General features: G+C 52.1%; 17 protein-coding genes. 6 read left to right on the top strand and 11 right to left on the bottom strand.

Annotated elements, in window-relative coordinates:
* Nucleotides 1–27 precede the first annotated feature (27 nt).
* The 3 genes from ACL2XJ_RS20490 to ACL2XJ_RS20480 form a co-directional block, all read right to left on the bottom strand.
* Nucleotides 28–606 (bottom strand): PadR family transcriptional regulator, encoded by a 579-nt coding sequence (locus tag ACL2XJ_RS20490; protein ID WP_413724323.1) that lies wholly within the window; start codon nt 604–606, stop codon nt 28–30.
* Between the two features lie 61 nt (nt 607–667).
* Nucleotides 668–1465 (bottom strand): siderophore-interacting protein, encoded by a 798-nt coding sequence (locus ACL2XJ_RS20485; protein WP_413724322.1) that lies wholly within the window; start codon nt 1463–1465, stop codon nt 668–670.
* Nucleotides 1466–1557: 92 nt separating this feature from the next.
* Complete coding sequence (locus ACL2XJ_RS20480; protein WP_413724321.1) at nt 1558–1716, bottom strand: hypothetical protein; 159 nt, start codon at nt 1714–1716, stop codon at nt 1558–1560.
* A 253-nt stretch (nt 1717–1969) separates the two neighbouring features.
* On the opposite strand from ACL2XJ_RS20480, the gene ACL2XJ_RS20475 reads away from it, so the two are divergent.
* From ACL2XJ_RS20475 to ACL2XJ_RS20455, 5 genes are all read left to right on the top strand, one after another.
* Entirely contained in the window at nt 1970–3568 is a 1599-nt protein-coding gene (locus tag ACL2XJ_RS20475) for an ABC transporter substrate-binding protein (RefSeq protein WP_203521608.1), read from the top strand.
* 285 nt (nt 3569–3853) lie between these two features.
* Nucleotides 3854–4234, top strand: a complete 381-nt coding sequence (locus ACL2XJ_RS20470; protein ID WP_413724320.1) for a cell envelope integrity TolA C-terminal domain-containing protein — start codon at nt 3854–3856, stop codon at nt 4232–4234.
* A gap of 84 nt (nt 4235–4318) precedes the next feature.
* A complete protein-coding gene (locus ACL2XJ_RS20465) occupies nt 4319–4672 on the top strand; it encodes a contact-dependent growth inhibition system immunity protein (RefSeq protein ID WP_413724319.1) in 354 nt (117 codons plus the stop codon).
* A 336-nt stretch (nt 4673–5008) separates the two neighbouring features.
* Complete coding sequence (locus ACL2XJ_RS20460; protein WP_413724318.1) at nt 5009–5938, top strand: omptin family outer membrane protease; 930 nt, start codon at nt 5009–5011, stop codon at nt 5936–5938.
* Between the two features lie 695 nt (nt 5939–6633).
* On the top strand, nt 6634–7626 hold the full coding sequence (locus ACL2XJ_RS20455) for a GlxA family transcriptional regulator (RefSeq protein ID WP_132921801.1): 993 nt from the start codon (nt 6634–6636) through the stop codon (nt 7624–7626).
* A 57-nt stretch (nt 7627–7683) separates the two neighbouring features.
* Here the strand turns inward: ACL2XJ_RS20455 and ACL2XJ_RS20450 are convergent, their stop codons facing one another.
* Nucleotides 7684–8358, bottom strand: a complete 675-nt coding sequence (locus ACL2XJ_RS20450) for a trypsin-like peptidase domain-containing protein (RefSeq protein ID WP_132921802.1) — start codon at nt 8356–8358, stop codon at nt 7684–7686.
* A 1027-nt stretch (nt 8359–9385) separates the two neighbouring features.
* Between ACL2XJ_RS20450 and ACL2XJ_RS20445 the strand changes: the two genes are divergently transcribed.
* Nucleotides 9386–9694, top strand: coding sequence for a SelT/SelW/SelH family protein (locus ACL2XJ_RS20445; protein WP_132921803.1), 309 nt, complete (start codon nt 9386–9388; stop codon nt 9692–9694).
* Between the two features lie 175 nt (nt 9695–9869).
* On the opposite strand, the gene ACL2XJ_RS20440 is transcribed toward ACL2XJ_RS20445, so the two are convergent.
* From ACL2XJ_RS20440 to ACL2XJ_RS20410, 7 genes are all read right to left on the bottom strand, one after another.
* Nucleotides 9870–11462, bottom strand: coding sequence for a UbiD family decarboxylase (locus ACL2XJ_RS20440; protein WP_132921804.1), 1593 nt, complete (start codon nt 11460–11462; stop codon nt 9870–9872).
* A gap of 106 nt (nt 11463–11568) precedes the next feature.
* Nucleotides 11569–12837, bottom strand: a complete 1269-nt coding sequence (locus tag ACL2XJ_RS20435) for a TonB-dependent receptor (protein WP_203521613.1) — start codon at nt 12835–12837, stop codon at nt 11569–11571.
* Nucleotides 12838–13308: 471 nt separating this feature from the next.
* On the bottom strand, nt 13309–14475 hold the full coding sequence (locus tag ACL2XJ_RS20430; protein WP_413724317.1) for an LLM class flavin-dependent oxidoreductase: 1167 nt from the start codon (nt 14473–14475) through the stop codon (nt 13309–13311).
* The gene (locus ACL2XJ_RS20425) at nt 14462–15379 is read right to left on the bottom strand and encodes an ABC transporter substrate-binding protein (RefSeq protein WP_413724316.1); all 918 of its coding nucleotides are present in this window, start codon (nt 15377–15379) and stop codon (nt 14462–14464) included. The genes ACL2XJ_RS20430 and ACL2XJ_RS20425 overlap by 14 nt, the downstream gene beginning before the upstream one ends.
* A 59-nt stretch (nt 15380–15438) precedes the next feature.
* Nucleotides 15439–16221: an ABC transporter ATP-binding protein gene (locus ACL2XJ_RS20420; RefSeq protein WP_413724315.1), complete on the bottom strand. Its 783-nt coding sequence runs from the start codon at nt 16219–16221 to the stop codon at nt 15439–15441.
* Nucleotides 16218–17039 carry an ABC transporter permease gene (locus tag ACL2XJ_RS20415; RefSeq protein WP_243701414.1) on the bottom strand — a complete coding sequence of 274 codons (822 nt, stop codon included), beginning with the start codon at nt 17037–17039 and terminating at the stop codon, nt 16218–16220. The genes ACL2XJ_RS20420 and ACL2XJ_RS20415 overlap by 4 nt, the downstream gene beginning before the upstream one ends.
* Before the next feature lie 28 nt (nt 17040–17067).
* Nucleotides 17068–17967 carry an ABC transporter substrate-binding protein gene (locus ACL2XJ_RS20410; RefSeq protein WP_165934110.1) on the bottom strand — a complete coding sequence of 300 codons (900 nt, stop codon included), beginning with the start codon at nt 17965–17967 and terminating at the stop codon, nt 17068–17070.
* Between the last annotated feature and the right edge of the window lie 57 nt (nt 17968–18024).

Here is an 18024-nt window from a genome sequence, read left to right as displayed (position 1 = left end):
CTTTGAAGGGTATTGGATGAATATCTTTTAGCTCCGTTCGATTTCTTTGGCGGCGTTATCCAGCGCATCGATAATGTTATAAAGCGTCTGTTGGGATATTTTCCCTTTGGCGAGGCGCAGATTCAAAGCCGTCCGGATATTATTAATCGCTCTTTGCATTTCAGGAATGCTTCGATTATTGGAGAGTATCGCCATGGAATACAAACGGTCGATAATCCCGTTCAGGTTGCCACGCTGGACATCGAGCAGCGATTGGCCCTCCTCCGTCAGCCGGTACTGTTTCTTCCCCGCCCCGTCATAGACTGGGGACGCCATCCCCTGCTCCTCCAAAAAGGTCAGGTTGGGATAAACGATGCTGGCGCTCGGCGTGTATTCGCCTTTGGACAACTCCTGTATCGCTTTGATCAATTCATAGCCATGGGCGGGCCCCTGCGCTAAAAAATGCATGATCAACAACCTGATGTCCGCGCTGTCGAACATGCGTTCGCGGCGATGCTTGCGCCCCCCGAGACAATGTTCTTTTCCCCCTATCGCCGCGGGGCGCTGTTTATCGCTATCTAACGGTTCCTGCTGCCTGTAGGGCGGCGTTTTTTTCATCGAAATCATCGTAGGGGGTTCATTATAGGATTTTTCAAATATATCGCTTTATAGCACGCCGTACAGCACATTATTTATCATGCCAATAGGCGACAGCCCTGACAAAATCCGGCTCAACGCCGCATTGTACGGTGAAAAAATCCCCGATGGCTTTCACCAGCCCACCTTCGCCGGTGGCCCAAATGAAGCAATCCTTACCGGAAAGGGGCAATGCTTTCACGCTTGCCAGCACAGCGTCATTGTCCGGCCGGCGGCCCGGGGCTTCGCCAATAATCCACTGGATATGCATATCATTATGGTCAGCGAGATACTCCCGGCATCGGGCATCCCGGGCACTCGCCAAAATCACCGCGTTCCCGGCCGTGCCGGCGGCGTTAAGCTCCCCGCAGCGCCGCTTGATGGCCGGCAAGCCCGTTTCATCGCAGAGATAGAGTTGCCTGGCATAATCCGTCGGTATCAAAAGCGATCCCCGCGGGCCCCCCATGGCGAGCATATCCCCCGGCTTCGCCTTGGCGGCCCACTCGCTTGCCACGCCGCCGTCATGCAAATAAAAATCCAGCGTCAGTTCATTTTTTTCCGCGTTGAAAGACAGCGGCGTATAATCGCGGCCAATGGGCCGTGCTCCCTCCGGCCATACTATGCCCTCCTCGGTGATGCGCGGCGGTGTGACGGACTTCCCCGGCGCCGACGGGAAAAAAACCTTGATATGATCGTCAAACCCCCGTGAAACGAACCCGCCGAGCTCTTCTCCGGTAAAAATAATGCGTTTGAAGCAGCCGAACAGGTCCTCACAGCGTTTGACAATGATTTCCCTGAATTTCAATTCATTTTTTACTCTCACCGGCCGTTTATTATTTACATTGTTCATGGGGTTATTCTCCATATTTCTCTCCAATTTCTTTTTTATTCTTCGATACATAGTGATGCAGACGTCTGCGCAGAGGAGGTATACCAGCGACATCAGCCGCGCATGATGCCGCCGCCCATGACATCCCCCGCCATGGACATCCCATGCTCAAACGGACCCCACTGATGGAAAAACGCCCCCAGGGCAGTGCGATCGCAAGCATCCAGCGCGACGGCGAGGACCAGGATTCTTTTATCAGATAAATTATCCATCACCCTTCCCGATGAAAATTTCGGGTGAGAAAACCTCAGGAGATTGACGTTTTAAAGATATATCTTAGAAATATTTTAAGCAACCACTGAAGGCGGCGCCGGCGAAGGATTTTACCGGTGCCCATGCCTTAAGAGGCAGCGCTTATAACCAGCGAGAAGCCTCTAATAAGCATAAGATTTTTCAGTTTCCGCTATGGCCGCTTATAATGGACTGTTTAAAATCGGATTATTATCATCTTATAAGGCAAGAAAAATGGATTTCAGGAAAACCTCTCTCGTAGTGCTTATGGCCGCCCTGCTGCCGGCCGGCGCGGCCTTGGCCGCCGACAACAGCGTTCTGGTCTACTGCTCCGAAGCCTCGCCGGAATCGTTTAACCCGCAAATCGCCAGCTCCGGCCCCTCATTTGTCGCCAGTTCCCAGGTGCTCTATAACCGGCTGGTGGCCTTCCGGGAAAGCGATAATTTGCCGATACCCTCCCTTGCCACCGCGTGGGAAATCAGTCCGGACGGCAAAACCTATACCTTTACTCTGCGCCAGGGCGTCAAATTCAACAGCAATAAATATTTCACTCCCAGCCGTGATTTTAATGCCGACGATGTGATTTTCTCCGTTTTGCGGCAGAAAGACGCTAATCACCCCTACCATAAGGTGTCCCAGGCCACCTATGAGTACTTCAATGACGTCGGCCTCGGTTCGCTTATTCAGGACGTGAAAAAAATCGATGACTATCACGTCCGGTTTACCCTGACAAAACCTGATGCCACCTTCCTGGCGGATTGGGGCATGGATTTTGCCTCCATTCTCTCCGCGGAATACGCCGACGCGATGTTAAAAGCCGGCACACCGGAACGGGTGGATACCGATCCCATCGGCACCGGCCCCTATAACCTGCAGGAATATAAAGTGGACTCCATTATCCGCTATCAGGCCAATCCCCATTATTGGCAGGGAGAGGTGCCCACCAAGCGACTTATCTTTTCGATTACCCCCAACGTCAGCACGCGCCTGGCCAAGCTTGAAAAAAATGAGTGCCAGATTATTCCCGCGCCGAGTCCGGTTAATTTTGACGAGATCAAAAATAACAAAGCGCTGGCCCTTCACAGCGTGGACGGCATGAATGTGGGTTACCTGGCGTTTAATACCGTCAAAAAACCGTTCGACAATGCCCTGGTGCGTCAGGCGTTGAATTATGCGGTGGATAAAAAAGCCATCGTCGATGCGGTATTCCTCGGCTCCGGATCGGTGGCGAAATCCCCCATTCCCCCCAATATGCTCGGCTTTGATAAAGATCTGGCGGACTACCCTTATGATCCGGCCAAGGCCAAGGCATTGCTGAAACAGGCGGGTTTTGAACAAGGCTTTACCACCGATTTATGGTCAATGCCGGTACAGCGCCCCTATAACCCGAACTCACGCCGCATTGCGGAGATGATCCAGAGCGATTGGGCCAAAGTCGGCGTCACGGCGAAAATCGTGAGCTATGAATGGGGCGAATACCTGGCCGGCATTCGCAAAGGCGAACACGCCACCGCGCTGTTCGGCTGGATGTCGGATAACGGCGATCCGGATAATTTCGCCAATACCCTGCTGGGCTGCGACAGCGTCAAAAGCGGTTCCAATGCCGCGTTCTGGTGCGATAAACAGTATGACTCGCTCATTCAGCAGGCCAGAATCATCAGCGACCCGGCCCAGCGCGCCGCCCTGTATAAACAGGCCCAGCAGGTGTTCCATCGGCAGGCCCCCTGGATACCCCTGGCCAACGGCAAAACCTTTTATGCCACCCGCAGTAACGTCAGCGGCTATAGCGTCAGCCTCAACGGCAGCGATTTTTCCAAGGTCAGGCTGAACTAAGGAGAGACGGCGGCCGGTGGGCAATACCTGCCATCGGCTGCTTATCTGCTATATTGTCTCGGCGGCAGATAAGCTAAACAATACGTATCGTTGAATAAGCATTAAACAGCGCATATCAACCGCATTTCCCATCGTAAATTAAACGTACTGCCGTAATATCATCCTTTGTCATCCGTTGTTAAACGATATCAATATAATCGTTGAATTTTTCGTGCACCCTTGATACAAAAAAACTTATTCACTGATGAAGATAATCACCACTCCACTCATAACTGGATTCATATAATGCGAAGAGTATTCCCTTATTGCCTGCTCAGCTTGGTATTTTCCTCTGCGTGCAGCACTCACGTCAGCCCCTTGCCAAACCCTCTACCCTCTCAAGTTTTTGCGCCGTTGGATGACAAGAAAATGCAATATGCCCAGGACATAAAATCAGCCGTTCAAATAAAATTCCATCCTGAGAAAGAGTTTAACGGAAAGCAATGTACCGTAAGCTTTAATATATCCAAAAAGGGCGCCACGCATGGCGAATTCAATACTGAAGGTTATAAACCGCTTTGTGCAGCGGCTGTTAAAGCCATTCAGGATGCGGATATACCGGCGCCGCCGGACAATGAAACCCACGAAATTTTCAAAAATTCGGCAATCGTTTTTAAACCATATTAATTTGGCACTTATTACAGCAAGCAATATTCCTGCGATTTAGTATGCACGCCAATCGACCTTTTTAAGATTACGGGAGGGACCAGCTTGAATCCCAGCAAAAAGGAAGAAAATCCTCCCCTCCAGAGAGGATACGAGAGCGTCCTGGATGTGCCAATTGATGCTTTAACCGTGGACGATATTTGCCGTGCTATCCGTCAGAAAATTTGCATTGATCAGCTGATGCCAAGAGCTCTTGCCTTAATGAAGGAAGATCCACTGGTAGGTGAGAATTATGGCGGCGAGCTTATAGCAGCCTTAGCGACGATAAAGGGTGAGGAGCTAAGCGAACATAAAGATATATTCATTGAAATAATGCATATCCTAAATAATCTGGATACTTCAAAAATGAGTAATAATGTAAAGATTGATATACTAAAACTTAACCAAATTATTGTATAAACAAATAAGCCATGCTCGGGTTCCGCTCGAGCATGCCGGGTTGCTGATAATCATTTACATCGAAATGAATCGATAATAATAGTACCTACAATTCCGTCCCCCAACCTAGATTGAATATTTCATTCCTAATTATATACTCACCTCATTAATTAGTTATCAATTGATGATATTTTTTTGTTTCGTTTAAGATTTTTTTAGTTTTTTTATGATTAATTACTTACCACCTTTTTATTTGTATTTTGCGTGTTCTTTTTATGCGGCTGGTTCTTATCTGAAACTATTTACCACATGCATATTAGTTAACCTCTTATCAATTAGTTTACGGAAATAATTTTAATGCTTAAAAAAAACGTTGCAGTCATGATTGCTGTTCTGGCCACCGCTCCATCCGCATTGGCGCACAAGGTTCGCTTCGATGCTGACAGCATAAAAGCCAGCGCAGCCATGGGCTGGCTGAACGGGGAATCGAATAAGTATTCTTATAATCCCTATGATGGCCATAAAATCAGTGAATTAATCTGGCAAATCAAAAACGCCGCCATCTTCAGAGGGGATATTGCCTGGGATGCCTCTGATTCTCTGACGCTGAACGTCAAGGGATGGACCACCCTGGCTTCCAGCGGGGCAGGAATGGATGACTACGACTGGAGAAATCCTGGTCAGTCCCACTGGACAGACTGGTCCACGCATCCGAATACCCGGCTCAAGCATGCCAATGAATTCGATGTGAATGTCAAAGGGTGGATGCTTAACACACCGGAGTATCGTCTGGGGACAGTGCTTGGCTACCAGCAGACGCGATTCAGTTGGACAAGTTTTGGCGGGAATTATAACTATGACAATGGAAATGACGTTGGCGAATTTTCCCGGGGCGGGCGCACCATCGGCTACCGACAGAAATTCGCCATGCCCTACCTCGGCATGGCCGGCATGTATCGTTATCAAAAGGCGGAATTCAACGCGTTGCTGAAATTCAGCCCCTGGGTTTCGGCCAAGGATAATGATGAACACTATCTGCGGCAAGCCACATTCCGTCATAAGGCGAACAACTCCCACTATTACTCCGCTGCCGTGGATGCGGGATACTATGTTACCCCTAACGCAAAGATATTTGTTGAACTGAGTTTTAATAAATATGAACAAAAAATTGGATATCTTACAAAGACAAGTACCAGTAGCGTAGAAAAAAACTATAGCGGGAATAACTCTGCCGGTATGAAAAACAGGCATTATACTGCCTCCGCCGGCGTGCAATACCAGTTCTAACGAGCGGTTACCCATACAATAAGTGACAGTCTCTGTTTATCTGCACTATGTCCCTTATTGCGGCGGATAAGGGCATAATAACGAGGATGTAGGCGCCCCCGCTTGTGGAGTGTTTTACTCCCAATCGCGCTAATTTCTAAATATGTCAATGTATTTCATATTTAACAGTTTTGCGTGATGATATATTACGTAAGCACATTATCTCGCAAAAAAAACGATAACGTTCTCGATTTCATAGCTTATATCAATCGTTGACCACAGGACAGGTAAAAAATGTTTTTTTCAGTAAAATCCTAGTCAGGATGTAAATCCACGCAGAATTTCGATAAATAATATTTAATTTCAATAGCTTAAATGCATGCTTATCAAGCCATGTCTACTGCTCGTAAAAAATGGTTCCTGAAGGAAAATATTGTATAAAAATACCAGCAATGACATTCTTGCTTGTACAATGATTCTGTAAATAAATACAGCCATTAATCCTTTAATATTAAAATGTATCTAATTATTTCACAACCTTGCACAGGTACACAACTTTACATTACTATCTTTTCAAGGATAATTTATATGAAGTTATAGCCGCGAATGATGACTGTATTTAATTCCAGGCATAGTAAAATTCCAAGTTCCCGACAATTTGTGTCAAAAGTTAATATAATTTATTGCTGTTTTTATTTAATGGCGAAAGAGGATTAATGATGCCGAATCGTCCGTTAACTAAAAATATAGTCATTCTTGGTATACCTCCTGTCGATTTGTTAAATATCGCCGGGCCGACGGAGGCATTTCGAATCGCCAACACCCTTGCGGATAAATATTATCCTTATCAGGTGGAACTGGTCTCCCCCGGCCCGGATAAGGAGATCAAAAGCGAATCGGGTATCAGCGTGCTGGGACAATCCGTGCTGGCGGATAAAAAATGGCGCACTCCCAATATCGATACGCTGATCGTGACGACCAATATCGCTTCTTTCGGTTTGTATCCGGCGATGGCCATTGAGTGGATGCGCACCCAGGCAAGCCGGGTTCGCCGCATCTGTACCGTATCGTCAGGCATTTTCGCACTGGCGCAAACGGGCATGCTGGAAGGCAAACGCGTGGCCACCCATTGGCGCGTGATGGAGGAGTTCAGCAAACTCCATCCGGGCGTACATGTGGAAGAACGGCCGATATGGGTCAAGGACGGGAAAATCTACTCCTCCGCCGGAATGTCCGCCGGGATCGATCTGGCTCTGAACCTGATTGCCGACGATCACGGCGAGGCATTGGCGGGAGAGGTGACCAAGGAACTGGTGCTTTTTTTACGGCGCCCCGCCGATCAGGCCCAACTGAGTTATTCGCTGCTGGCCCAGTACTCCGGCCAGCGGAGCATTAAAGCGCTTCAGCCCTGGATTCATGAACATCTCTCCCAGGAACTGTCGGTGGATGTACTGGCGGACCGGTTGGCCATGAGCCGCAGCACGCTGATACGGATTTTCAAGCATGAGCTGAACACCACGCCGGCAAAATACATTGAAAATATCCGCATGGAAGCGGCGCAGCGATTTCTGCAGATGACATCGATGAACCTGGACAAGATCGCGATGAAATGCGGCTTTACCAGCGCGGACGTTTTCCGGCGCGTATTCCAGCGTAATCTGGGCATAAGCCCCCTGGCCTACCGTGAGCAGCACAGCAAACAGGAGTAGCGCCGTTTCGTCTTGCTCCCCGGCCTGGTTGCGGGCGCGTTATGCCTTATCCGCGCCTTAGCGTACCGGGAGGTCGGCCCGCGCCAGCGGCAAGGAAGCGGCCGTGCGCTTAACCAGGCGCAGGTTTTCCGCTTGCCTGATTTGCGCTAAATCCTCTCCCTGCAACTCCTGGTTAATCCAGCCCGCGATATTCTGATAGGGAACAAAAATGCTTTGGTCCCTTTTCGGGTGAGTTGCGGTAAATACGCCGATAACGGCGCCGTCCACACCGTAAACCGGCCCGCCGCTCATGCCCTGTATGCCGCCGGCGTCGGTGAGCCCCACCAGGCAGCTGGTGTTGGGTTTATCCCACCAGCCGAATTCCTTTAATGTGCCCGATGATGAGGTGGGTAATGCGGTATAGGCATTATATCCATAAAGATTTACATGCTCACCCTTTATGGCGGATTCCACCTTGGGTAATACAGCGCCTTTATTATTATGATAGATAATGGCAACATCGCATAATGGATTATAGGCTTTCACTTTCACCATCATTATCTTGGCAACATGCCCGGCGGTCAGGCTGTAATGCTCCGTAAGGGGAAAACTGGAGCCCACAGCCCCCGCCAATACCGGAATACCAATGAAATGAAAATCCGCCTTGGCGCTTGCGGTTTTATCCACATTATAATGGCCCACCCCGCTGCAGCCACAGAGAGCCAGCGCCGATATTAACATCAATTTTTTCATTTTTGCCTACTTGTAAAATAAATGTTTTACCCTAAATAATTCGAGTTGCAGGAAAGCCAAAGCACCTGAAACTTGAAGTATGGCGGGTATTAATGAATAGCGTGATAGCAGCTATTACCTCTATGCCTTATTTCCCAATGCGTTATTCAGGAAATAGATATCGCAGAAGTACTTATTTATTTACAAGTACGCCTGGATTCCGCTCATGTCATTATTTCAACAGCAGAACAATGGCTTGATAACCGGCCTGTTCAGCGCATAATAGTCTCCGCCAGCCGTCATATTTGAAATGAACGCCATAATTTAGTCTTTTATATCAACAAGTTGATAGAATCAGACAGTACTGTTTTCTCTTTGATATACGATAATTCCATCAGGCCGCTTTGCTGATCCTTCCTCCTTGATGAATGGATGAAACAGGATTGCCGGCGTTATTCCCAACCGAATGCGGCGGCATAACCGATGTGAATAACTTGCCATGGCGATAGTGCGTTTTTCTATGTGAATGAACGGTTTTAGGCAATGTCCGGCTATTTATAAATTTTATATGCCGATAAAAACTATAAACCATCAACATGTTAAGAAATAGATACGAAATAATTAAATTCATTTTATAAAGACCACGCTACCTGATATTTTTTACACCGCGCTTTATGGCCGGCCTGTTTTCACATAGTGCCACCCCTTTAGCGCATATTATTTATATGAACATTCGAATTGGAATTGTCATTAAAAGACACCGAGATATTACTTCATCATAACCTCCCATTAACCGATGGTTTGTAAAAATAATGTTATTAATTTATTTCCAGTAATAATAAAATAACGATTTTCAGCCATTCAGCTGAAAATAATATTTCCTTTATGCGTGAGTATAATAATGAGCTAGGAAAATTCCTATGTACCATTCTTACGACGAAACAATCCTTTTTTGCTACTTTTTTAGACAGGACTGCCCGTTCCGATTCTTGACAAGATTCACGCTTTACCAGACCATAAACATCCATCTCCCTGCTCGAGTCCGCCTATGACCACGCTTCCGGCCGTCACCATTCGCTACTGTTCACAATGCAATTGGCTGTTGCGCGCCGCATGGATGGCGCAGGAATTATTGCAAACCTTCAATACCGATCTTGCCTCCGTCACGCTCGTTCCAGGCTCAGGGGGCATCTATGAAATCACGGTGGAGGGGGAAGTGCTGTGGGACAGGAAAACCGACGGCGGTTTTCCCGACGCGGCGCAGTTGAAACAGCGTTTACGTGACCGCTGTTTCCCTGAACGCGCATTAGGACATGCGGATAAAAATGCCGGTGGAAACCACTCCCGCAAGAATTGAGCAATCGGCGAACTCTCCGGGCGCATGCCGGCGCCCGGCCCGGTAAAATTGCGCCAAGCGCCGGCCCCGGCAAAGCGGCATTGCGGTCCGGCAGCGTACAGAGGTGCCCGAGCATGGGGCGGCGGCGTAAACATGCCCCATACCCATAGCCCCTAACGAGGGGTGATCTTCCGCGTCAACGCGTCCGCTGTACTGCATCAAATTTGGATCCGCGAATGCATAACTTGCCTTCGCCGGTTTTCCACAGCTGTTTGGATTCGTGCATGACCCCCAGGGCGCGGGCAATGGTGACAAAGCTGTACTGAGAGAACCGGCCCGCCACCTCCTGGTAATACAAGGGGGTTTTTTCAATAAGGGCATGTATGGCCGCCGCGGCTTCTTTCACCTTGGCCGGATCCGTCGCCACCGCGGGGTCCTGTTTGCCCGCCAGGTAATCGTCTATCTTTGCCGTGTCGGCATAAGCATAAGAGATGCGTTGGTAGCGTTCATGGGGGATCCCTTCCGGAATGGTGGCGTCGATACCGACCTTCGCCCCGGTGGGCACTTGCCCCGGCGCGGTAATTTGCAGGCTGGGATCGAGGGGTTTGGCGCGCGCGCCGGGAATTATCATCACATCCCTGTCGCCCTGCACCCGGGTGGCAATGGCCCATTCCACTTCTTCACCGTTGAAGACGTCGATGTCATCGTCCACCACCACCACATGTTTGATATCCATGACCGAAAGCGCCGCAAGCAGCGCATTCTTGCCCTCTCCCGCCTGTTTTTTGATGGAGACCACCGCATGCCAGAAGGCCCGCCCCCCCAGTGTCATATTGATATCCTTGACCTGCACGCCGGCGGTAAGCAAGGCGCGGCGAATGGCCTGGTAGCGGGTGGGGGCCGCAAGCCAGGTATTCTCCCAGGGCATGTGCAGCGCGTAGTACATGGCGTCGCGCCGGTGCATGATGGCCTTGATTCGCACGTTGGGATTCCAATGCAGGCCGCCCATGAGCGCGGTAAACTCGCCAAAGCGGCCTTCGGGTTCGGTCCAGCCCACCGGCAGGATTTCCGCTTCGATCACCAGTTCGGAATCGGCAAGATACGGCAGGTCCACCGTTTCGCACATGGCCAACTCCACCGGCGCGCCCAGGATTCCGCCGGCAATGGCCATTTCGTCGACGCCGATGGGGGCGCGATAACCGGCCCCCATGATTTCGATGGGATGATTGCCGATGGAAATGGAAATGGGCAAAGGTTCTCCCCGCTCCAGGGCCCGCTGGGCGAATAAGCGCATATTATTCGGCGTCACCAAATCGATGCCGGTCAGGCCCTTTTCTTTCACCATGAATCGGTATATGCCGGAATTAATGCCGTATTCCGGATCTTTCGCCATTACGATGCCGGCGGTAATCATCGGCCCTCCGTCATAAATAGACGACAGGGGAATGGGTATGCGAAACAGATCGATATCCTCACCGGTCAAGATGACTTCTTTGGTGGGGGACGTCTCTACATATTTCGGCGGGATGGGGTTGTCTATTCCCCGCTGCAGCTTTTTCTCGATTTGCGAATACTCGGTACAGCCCATGCCCATGATAGTCCGCTGCCGGGTACGGATAATGCCGGACAGCAGCGGCATGTCATAGCCGATAACATCGTGAAACAGCAAAGCCTTGTCGCTTTGATCCACCAGGGTGCTGATATGGCGGATGTCCACCGGCTGCCTGATATCCACCAATTCATCCGCGGCCCTTAATTCATCCAAAAAATTCCGGAATAATTCACTCATAAATCCACTCCTGAATAGGTCATTTATTTAAACGTCCCGGCATCTTCTTCTTGCCAATACACCGGCGCGGAGCATATGCCATAAGTAATTCTCTAGGTTAAATACATTAAAAATCGTATTGCACCGCCAGCCGGTTCTGCCAAAAATTCTTATCATAGCTGGAGGATGTCTGAACGCCGGCGGAATCGGTCAGACTGAGGCCTTTTAAAAGCCGTGTTAATTTCCAGGTGAAATACACCAAATATTCTGACTGATTGATGCTGGCGGCCTTGGCCGAGGGTTTGAGATCCATAAAGGAATAACGCGTCCCCACCAGCAGCTCTTCGCTGGCTCTATAGCTGAGGTTGGTGGAATAGGCGTTACCGCTGCCTAAATCTTCGGTGCTGGTAAAAAAGGGCTGGGCAAAATAGGACCCCGAGGAAGCGGAATGGGCATAAGGCGCCACCAGTGCGCCATTCTTCCAGGAGTTAGGGCTGGCGGCGATGTGATCGTAATTAAGTTTCCACTCCAGTCTGGGAATTATCGCCAGGCCGAATTGCAAACCATAGGAAGTATTGTCGACTTTGCCGGCAAGGGCCCGGCCCTCGCTGGTCCCCCGGATAAACTGCGCCCCGATTTCCGGCGCATGGGGCATGGCGGGGAATCGTAAATGGCCTTCGCTGTAGAAAATATTGGTATAATCATCATAGCTTTCATACCAAACCTGGCCCTGGAGTTTCTCCGCTCCCAGCTCCACGCCACGTCCCGCCCCCACCGCCCACATGCCGTTGGTGGGTTCAGTCACGTTGGTATAAGCGCTGGTGGCGATAAACTGATCCGTGGCCCAGGGTTTGTAGCGCCAGACTTTGGTTGCGTGCAGGAAATTGATTTTATCACCGTAATTGGTATCGATTCCGCGGAACAGAATAGGCGTCACGCGGAAATCATAATCAGAGGCAAAAGGAAGATTGATTCTCTGGTCGCCGGCGGTGATCTTGAAATTCTCATGCTGCCAGCTGAGATACGCTTCGCCGAAATTGGTTTGATTGTTGGCAAGGGCGCCGACGGTGCGCGACGGGTCCGGATGATCGATACCCCGCAGGAAAACCCCGCCCAGGGCGGCGCGAAAGCCATACAAGGGCGCGGTTTCATATTTTACGTTGCCGCCATAACTTACCGTATCCTGACTTTTTCCCGTGACGAATAAGGTATTGTGCGAAGAGTAATACAGGGTGCGTAAGCTGCCGCTCACCGTGCCGCATTGTAAAAAATCCGCGACATTATCCACTCCGCCGTCGCCATACGAACAGGATGACTTTATATTACTGACGGCGGCATGACTCACCAGGGGCATCGCTGTGATCACGACCGCAGCGAAAGGTGCCAATTTTTTCATTGTTCCCTCTGCAAAATTTTCAAAAAAAAACAATCATTACCAGTGAAAGCCATATCCAGGACGAAATAAATGTATTAGTCTGGGATGCTCACTGGAACCTCTGATAATAAATTTGCCGTTATGGAATGATTTGAGCATTGCCATAATAAGCAGGTACGGTGAGGCCGATGAACGATACGATGCCCATCTTATTCTGCATAAAATGTATTTTGTAATTCGGTTAATCTCCGGGGTTCAATAAACAAATTCTTTCCTATTGTTCTTAAGAGAACAATATTCATCTATACCCGTCATACTTCAAATTGCAGATACGTTGGCTTTCCTGCAACTCGAATTATTTAGGGTATAACTCATTATTGAATTAACCGGAAAAGCGTTAGCTATCGCATAATATTTTCTCCACCTGGCAAAAGTTAATAGAGCATGGTCCGTGTCGATCGTATGCCGACGGACAATCTGTTATTTCAAGGGCTATGCCAACGCCGACAGCCGGCCTCGCACCCGGGGCAGAACGTGCTCGCCAAAACGCAGCGCCTCCTCCAGATGGGGATTGGCGGCCAGTATAAATGTGCCGAACCCCGCTTCGATATACTCCAGCAGGCGATCCGCTACCTGATCATAGCTGCCGAAAATACCGATGGTGGGGCCGGGGCGGAAAAGGCCCAGCCCCGACCATAGATTCGGTCCGATGCAATGGTCTTCAAAACGACCGGATGCATTCTCGCGTATCGCCGCCTGCCGCCGCGCGCCGACGGAGTCTTCACCGCCGGAGCTGGTCATGGATTTTGCCTGCCGGGACTGATTCACCTCAACCGTCTCCCATAAACGGCGGGCTTCATCCCACGCCTGCGCTTCGGTTTCACGGGCGAATATATCCACGCGCAGTCCATAGCCCGGCCGGCGGCCATGGCATTCAGCCATCCGGTTCAGCCTGAGCATGACGGCCTGCATGTCCGCCAGGGGCTCAAGCCACATCAGGTAATGATCCGCATGTTTGGCGGCCACGCTCAACGCCGCGTCGGACGAGCCGGAAAAATAGATACCGGGCTTGCGGGTATAGACCAAAGGCGCCGCCAAACCGCCGTCGTGGATATCATATAGCGCCCCCTTATGGTTAAAAGGGGCGCCCCGCCAGTAACCCGCCGCCACGTCCAGCCACTCCAGGGTGCGGGCGTATCGGTCATCATGGGGTAAGCTATCGCCGTAAGCACGCTGGGCAAGGGCGCTGCCGCCGGTAATAATGTTCCATTCCAGCCGATCGTGGCTGATGCGCTGGAGGGTGGCACCCATTTTGGCCGCGTAGGCCGGAGTGATGAATGCCGGCTGAAAGGCCGTTATAAATCGCAGCGTGCGGGTTTCCCGCGCCAGCGCGGCGGCGATCATCAGGGGTTCTTCGCTGACAAAGGCGGTAGGCACCAGCACGCCGTCAAATCCCGCCAGTTCACAGGCTTTGGCCACCTGGGCCATATAATCAATATAACCGTAGCCATCCGGCCGGCCGTCAGGCGCTCCCGGCGCTATCACACCAGGCGCGGCCGGCTGCCAATCCCCGCGATTCCAGGACGAGGAAGAGACCGATCGACCGTCGCCCTGGGTGGGAATTCGCCAAAAAAACTCTGCGGTTTTACGTTCGCCCATTACTGTATCCCCTGGTATGCGTCGCCAACCCATCCAGTTGAAACGGAAGCATTGATTGCGAAATATCCACAGGCTGCTTTAACAGTCCGTGTTTAAACAATAAATCGGCCTCGGCCTGCTGTTCGGTAAAAAACTGCCGGTCGGGAGGCAAGATGCCCCAATCCCGGCTTTTCAAACCCTGCGTCCAACTGGCGGCGGATAAGCCATTGGCGATAACACTGGAGAACAGTTCCCCCGCCTGCCCGAGGTGGCCGCCAATCCAGGCATCCGTCGCCACCAGGGTGTTAAACAGCGTTTGGATCACCTTTGGTCCCGCGGCGACCACCTCGGACAGGACCCAGAACACCGAACGGTTGGCAATCAGATCGCCGCAATCCTGGATCTTTCGGATGTCGCCGCCTTCCAGGGCATCGCTCAGATAAGGATCCATCGCCACCCAGGCATCGATTCGCCCGGCCCGCAATGCCGCTAATGATTCACCGGGCTTCAAATTTATCCCGTGAATGGAAGTATAATTCAGACCCACCCGATCCAGGGCCGCCAGCAGAAAATAGGTCTGGAAGGAGCCCTCGATAAACCCGATGCGCTTGCCGTCGAGGTCCCCTGCGGCCACTATGTCCGACCGCGCCGGCACTACGATGGAGGACCAGCTCAGCCGGGGTTTGGAGGCGCCGATATAGGCCAGGATGACACCATCCGCCTGCGCGGTGATGGCGCGGGTGGTGCCGGTGCCGATGACGTTCACTTTCCCCGCCACCGCCAGCGCATGCATCATGCGCCCTTCGGGATACCAATAAAATTCTGGCGACAGCCCGGCATCCCTAAGTGGCTGCTGTAACGGTTGATAATGCGTCAGCGCGGTCAACGTCAAATTGGAAGGATGGGCGCCGATACTGATTTTCATGCTTCAAATCCTTATTCGTAAAGCCGATAACCGTTACAGACCGGTGCCTGACGGCGCTATCAGGTGCCTTCCGTCTCTTCGAGATCGGCCCAGATAGCGCCGCACAGGGCGGCGAAGTGCGCATCGCCGCGCAGCAGCCGGGGATCTCTGGGGCGCGGCAGATCTACCGGATATTCAGCGGTAATCCGCCCAGGCCGGGGGCTCATCACAATCACCCGGTCAGCCAGCGACACCGCTTCTTCAATATCATGGGTTACAAACACGATGCTGCGGCGCCGGGTTTCCCATATGCGCAACAGTTCGCGGCCCATGGAAATTTTGGTTTGGTAATCCAGGGCGCCGAACGGTTCATCCATGAGATACACGTCGGGTTCATAGGCCATTAACCGCGCCAGGGAGACGCGCTGCCGCATGCCGCCGGAAAGGGCTTTCGGGTAATGGGACGCGAATCCATTGAGCTTGATAAGATCGATAAGTTCGGCGATGCGCTGCCCGTGCAGTTTGCGGTCAAGTCCGGACAGCTCGCAGCCCACCGCGATATTTTCCGCCACCGTCGCCCAGGGCAGCAGGGTGTCCCGCTGGAACATAAAGCCGAGTCCTGGAGGGGGTTCCGTCACCGTCCGGCCATCAATGGCGACGCTGCCTTGTGCCGCCTTCATCAATCCGGCGATAACGCGCAGCAGAGTGGATTTTCCACAGCCGGACGGACCGACGATGGCGACAAACTCGCCGGCGGCGATATTCAGCGATACATCGTCAACGGCGGTAATTTGCCCGGACGCGCCGGCAAACCGCACCGACAGATGGTTAATGGTTATCTTTGACTCGGTTGATTCGCTCATTGCCGCCATTCCGTTAAACGATGGAAAATCCGCGTCACGATCAGATTCGCCACCATGGCCAATATCAATAAAATGATGATGCCGGTGAAAACCCCGGTGGAATCCAGCTGTCCCGCCGCGTTTTCGATATACCATCCCACGCCGCGGTTGGATCCGATAAGTTCCCCCACCACGGCGCCCACCATGGCCAGACCGACGGCGATACGCATCGCCGCCGCAATCCACGGAACGATGGCGGGCAGCAGTACCCTGCGCAGGATATAGGCGCGGCTGGCGCGCATGGTTCTCAGCAGGTCGATATGATCGCTCTCCAGCGAACGAATCCCCTCCAGGACATTCAGCATAAACACGAACAGCACCATGGAAAACGCCATCATGACCTTGGCCGACAGGCCGATGCCGAACCAGAGCACGAACAGCGGCGCCAGCGCCACGCGCGGCAGGCTGTAGAGTCCCATAAACAGCGGTTCCACCACCCGTGCGGTGCGGGTAAAACGCGACATCGCCAGCCCAAGTGAAATGCCCACCACCGCGCCGAGTATCAGCCCCAGGCCGGCTTCGGACACCGTGGCGTCCACATGGCGCAGTAAATCGCCGTTGCCCGCCATCTGCCAAAGACGGCGGCAGATATCGCTGGGCCGGCTGCTCCAGAAGGGATCGATAAGCCAGGTCCCCGCCGCTTCCCATAACAGCAGCAGTACGCAGATAAAGGCAAACTGCTGGATAAAGACCCGCGAGGACGCGCGGGAAAGCGGACCGGCCAGATGGGAAGCCTGCCGTTTCTTTCTCTTGGCGGTCTGCAAAATAAGATTCGTCACGTTATTTTTCGCCATGGTCAATAATGAGTTAGTGCACAATAATGCTGTTGTAATCAGGGGCAACCAGCGTCGGGTCGGTTACCTTGAGCATTTTCACCATCAATCCATAACCGGCCGCAGACATCGTGCCGTCGGTAGACAGCAGCTTGGGTGCCTCGGCCACCAGGACCTTGCGCAGATCGGGGCTGAGATTGGGGTACATTTGATCAATACCCGCCTGCACCGCCGCGGGATCGGTCTGGATGAGCCGTTCAGCCCTGACCACGGCCTTGATAAGCTTATGGGCGATATCGGGATTTTTGTTCAGCCAGCGGTCGATGACCACCAGGTCAAGGGCCGGGTATTGCAGATTGCGAAAATCCTGCACCAGTTTAAAACGCTGGTTATCCGCCAGGGCCGCCTGCACATCGGGGGTGGTTAACATGCCGGCGGCCACAGAGCCGGTTTCCAGGGCCGCGCGCATGGCTCCGCCGGTGCCGATGCCCACCAGTTTATAGTCCTGATCGGCGTTCAGGCCCTTTTCAGCAATGAAGTAGCGCAGGGTATTATCCGTCAGGCTGCCTGGCGAGGTGATGCCCACGTATTTGCCGCGGAGATCGTCTAGCGTGTTGACCGGCGATGAGGCAAGGGCCACCAAACCATAACCGTGATGTTCCGTTAGCGCCACTAATACACGCCCGCCCAGATGACGGCTGGACAGCCGCACCGCATGATCGGCGGCGCAAATACAGGCTTCCACGCTGCCGCCGGCCAGGGCCTGGACCGCCGGGGCGCCCCCTTTAAAGGAAATGGTTTCGATGGCGATGTTTTCATCGGCAAAGAAGCCCTTCTGCTGGGCAATGACCAGCGGCAGCGAACCCAGGGAGTTCTGGGCGGCGGCCAGCCTGACCGCCGTTTGGGCGGATACGGCGAATGATAGTGAAAACATCAGGAAAAACGTTACAATGTGGCCTCTGCATTTCGTCAAAACACCCATCCCAAACCG

This window comes from Sodalis sp. RH16, from assembly GCF_047324245.1.
GTDB classification, from domain to species: domain Bacteria; phylum Pseudomonadota; class Gammaproteobacteria; order Enterobacterales; family Enterobacteriaceae; genus Acerihabitans; species Acerihabitans ligni.
The sequence above is the reverse complement of the archived record's forward strand: the minus strand, read 5'-3'. Positions and strand labels throughout refer to the sequence as shown.

Coding starts and splice junctions, on each gene's coding strand:
- ACL2XJ_RS20490 (WP_413724323.1), bottom strand. CDS start 606: ATGATTTCGATGAAAAAAACGCCGCCCTACAGGCAGCAGGAACCGTTA.
- ACL2XJ_RS20485 (WP_413724322.1), bottom strand. CDS start 1,465: ATGAACAATGTAAATAATAAACGGCCGGTGAGAGTAAAAAATGAATTG.
- ACL2XJ_RS20480 (WP_413724321.1), bottom strand. CDS start 1,716: ATGGATAATTTATCTGATAAAAGAATCCTGGTCCTCGCCGTCGCGCTG.
- ACL2XJ_RS20475 (WP_203521608.1), top strand. CDS start 1,970: ATGGATTTCAGGAAAACCTCTCTCGTAGTGCTTATGGCCGCCCTGCTG.
- ACL2XJ_RS20470 (WP_413724320.1), top strand. CDS start 3,854: ATGCGAAGAGTATTCCCTTATTGCCTGCTCAGCTTGGTATTTTCCTCT.
- ACL2XJ_RS20460 (WP_413724318.1), top strand. CDS start 5,009: ATGCTTAAAAAAAACGTTGCAGTCATGATTGCTGTTCTGGCCACCGCT.
- ACL2XJ_RS20455 (WP_132921801.1), top strand. CDS start 6,634: ATGATGCCGAATCGTCCGTTAACTAAAAATATAGTCATTCTTGGTATA.
- ACL2XJ_RS20450 (WP_132921802.1), bottom strand. CDS start 8,358: ATGAAAAAATTGATGTTAATATCGGCGCTGGCTCTCTGTGGCTGCAGC.
- ACL2XJ_RS20445 (WP_132921803.1), top strand. CDS start 9,386: ATGACCACGCTTCCGGCCGTCACCATTCGCTACTGTTCACAATGCAAT.
- ACL2XJ_RS20440 (WP_132921804.1), bottom strand. CDS start 11,462: ATGAGTGAATTATTCCGGAATTTTTTGGATGAATTAAGGGCCGCGGAT.
- ACL2XJ_RS20435 (WP_203521613.1), bottom strand. CDS start 12,837: ATGAAAAAATTGGCACCTTTCGCTGCGGTCGTGATCACAGCGATGCCC.
- ACL2XJ_RS20430 (WP_413724317.1), bottom strand. CDS start 14,475: ATGGGCGAACGTAAAACCGCAGAGTTTTTTTGGCGAATTCCCACCCAG.
- ACL2XJ_RS20425 (WP_413724316.1), bottom strand. CDS start 15,379: ATGAAAATCAGTATCGGCGCCCATCCTTCCAATTTGACGTTGACCGCG.
- ACL2XJ_RS20420 (WP_413724315.1), bottom strand. CDS start 16,221: ATGAGCGAATCAACCGAGTCAAAGATAACCATTAACCATCTGTCGGTG.
- ACL2XJ_RS20410 (WP_165934110.1), bottom strand. CDS start 17,967: ATGTTTTCACTATCATTCGCCGTATCCGCCCAAACGGCGGTCAGGCTG.